The sequence below is a fragment of the Leptolyngbya cf. ectocarpi LEGE 11479 genome (genome assembly GCF_015207065.1).
GTDB lineage: Bacteria > Cyanobacteriota > Cyanobacteriia > Phormidesmidales > Phormidesmidaceae > Leptothoe > Leptothoe ectocarpi.
In genome coordinates, this window is the sequence record NZ_JADEXP010000556.1 from 1 (window position 1) to 2,466 (window position 2,466).

The 2,466-nt window shown below is 40.9% G+C and carries 1 protein-coding gene; it reads right to left on the reverse strand.

Features of this window, described 5'->3' with window-relative positions:
- On the reverse strand, window positions 1-2,466 hold a 2,466-nt coding region (locus IQ260_RS29820; RefSeq protein WP_193996676.1), incomplete at both ends, for a two-partner secretion domain-containing protein.

The following is a 2,466-nucleotide window of genomic DNA, read 5'->3' on the forward strand; positions in this document are numbered from 1 at the left end:
GATCAACATCTAGTGTACTGAGATTGACAATACCGTCAAATCCAAACTCAGAACTTGCTGTAATGTCACTTAAAGGTGTTCTTTCTGGTCGAAACTCAAGTCCAAAAATAGCCTGAGCATTTATATTTACGCTTCCCCCATCGCCAGTGAACGCATTTGCAGCAATATCACTGTTTTCTGTAGAAACACCAAATACAAAACCATTAGGAGCATCAATGATGATATTCCCCCCATTGCCACCTGATTGAGCAGTTCCCGCTGTAGTTGAAATTTCACTGTTAAGCCTAAGCAACAAAAGGTCCCATATATCTAAAGAAATATTGCCTCCCTCTCCAGAAGCTGTTTCACCCAAAATCGCAGCTTGATTATGCAAAGAAATATTATTAGCTGAGATCTCTATTTTGCCTGCGTCTCCTGTACCGAGTCTACGTTCAATCACAGTTGGTGGGACATCATCAAGTTCTGGCACTTCCCTTAATGCAGTAATTAAATTTCTGGTTTTTTCCAGCAAATTACCTGCATCTTCTGCTTGAAAATCATTACTAACAACAATTCTTGCCCCGTTTTGGAGACTTAGCTCTCCATCAGCATAGATATTGATATTACCCCCATTTCCCTCAGCAAATGATTGAGCATAAATACCACTACTAACTTGACCATCTTGGGAAGTTCCTTGCAAAAGGATATCTGAAGCGTTAACTGTAAGATTCCCTCCTTGCCCTTGACTAAAGGTAGACGCAGAAATTCCTGCTCCATTTTGGACTGAAAGCTGATCTGTTGTGAGAATTAAATTACCAGCAATGGTTGAATTAGCCGTATCCACAGAGATGCTACTGCCAAACAGCTGATTCTCTGAAGTCCCAGTCACCCTAACAAAGTCATCTGAATTAATAATGATGTCACCACCCTTGCCTCCACCCTCAGCTAGGGTAGCCGCTGAAATAATACCTCCATCTTCAATAATTAATTGGTCAGTATTAATCCTTAAAGTGCCAGCCTCTGAAGCGCCTAAACTCAAACTGATTAAGGCACTAGGAAATAAATCACCTCTGGGAAACAAGTCCTGAGGCCCTGTACCACTAACCTGAACTACATTAGCATCTATAGATAACTCTCCTCCTGTACCTGTTGGAGAATTACTATCAGTTGAAGTTGAGATCACTGAGCCACCTTGAACAGTTAGCCGATCCGTTTCGATGCTGATCTTTCCAGTGGGTTGAATTCCACGATTCTCAGTTAATAAATAACCAAACTGATCTAACTCTAACGCTTGATTTGCCGTAATACGAATGTTTCCAGCTTGGGCATTTTCGCGTGATTGATTAATGATAGCACTTGTGATGAAAGAAACTGACTCAGCATCAAAAGTAAAATCCCCCCCTACTCCGTCTCTTGTTTCACCTCGAACAACACTTCTTGAAAGCGCAATATCAGCTTGACTATCAACATCTATGAAGCCTGCCGCACCAGATCTACCACCAGAAGAGTTGATCAAACTAAAGTCGCCAACCTTAATATTCTCACGAGCAGAAAGTGAAATATCACCACCATTGCCATTGCCATTGCCAGCACTACGCAAAAGCTGCAAAAAGTCATCGTCTATGTCAATGCCCAATGAGCTGAGTGCGTCAATCTCGTCAATTGTGCTATTAGGTATAGGACCTGAATTAATTAAGCTTTCTTCAACCTCAATACCGCCATTAAGACTAAGCAGTTGAATATTTCCACCTACACCACTCAAACTTATATTGTTTGAGTTAAAAATGGTACCTATTGTTTCAATATTACCATTTGCCTCTAACGTAATATCTCCTCCTATACTTCTAAGTCCTATACTACCCGTGCTAAAAATGGTGTCTGTCGTATCAATATTACCATTTGCCGTTAATGTGATATCTCCTCCTGTACTGACAAAGCCCGTACTACCGGAGTTGAGAAAGGCATTTGTTACATCAATATTACCATTTGCCGTTAATGTAATATTTCCCTTCTGACCCTCACCTGTAATGATTCGCCCTTGTATATCCAGGTTTACAGCTTCAAGAGTCAGGTTTTTTCCAGCTTCTAAGTTGCCTTCATTAACAATATCTCCAGTAAACATAACACCTACTGGAGCCTCCACATTGACTGTCAATAGCGGAGCTGTTGCTGGTTCCGTAGCACTGAATCTATTTCCATCTGAAAATGCTATCGAACTAGCCGTTGTTGCTGTAAAAGAACCTGGAATATCTAAAGTTGCATTTGGACCAAAGGTAAACCCACGAGGATTAATCAGATAGAGGTCGGCATTACCTAAGACCCCTAATGTCCCAAAAATTTCTGAGAGATTGTCACCTGTAACACGACTAAAAATGTTTTCAATATTAGGTGGATTTGCAAAATCAACCCGCTGTCCCTCATCTATATTGAATTGCAAAAAGCTATGGAATAAACTGTTGGTGCGAGTTGCACCCCCTTCAATCAAAC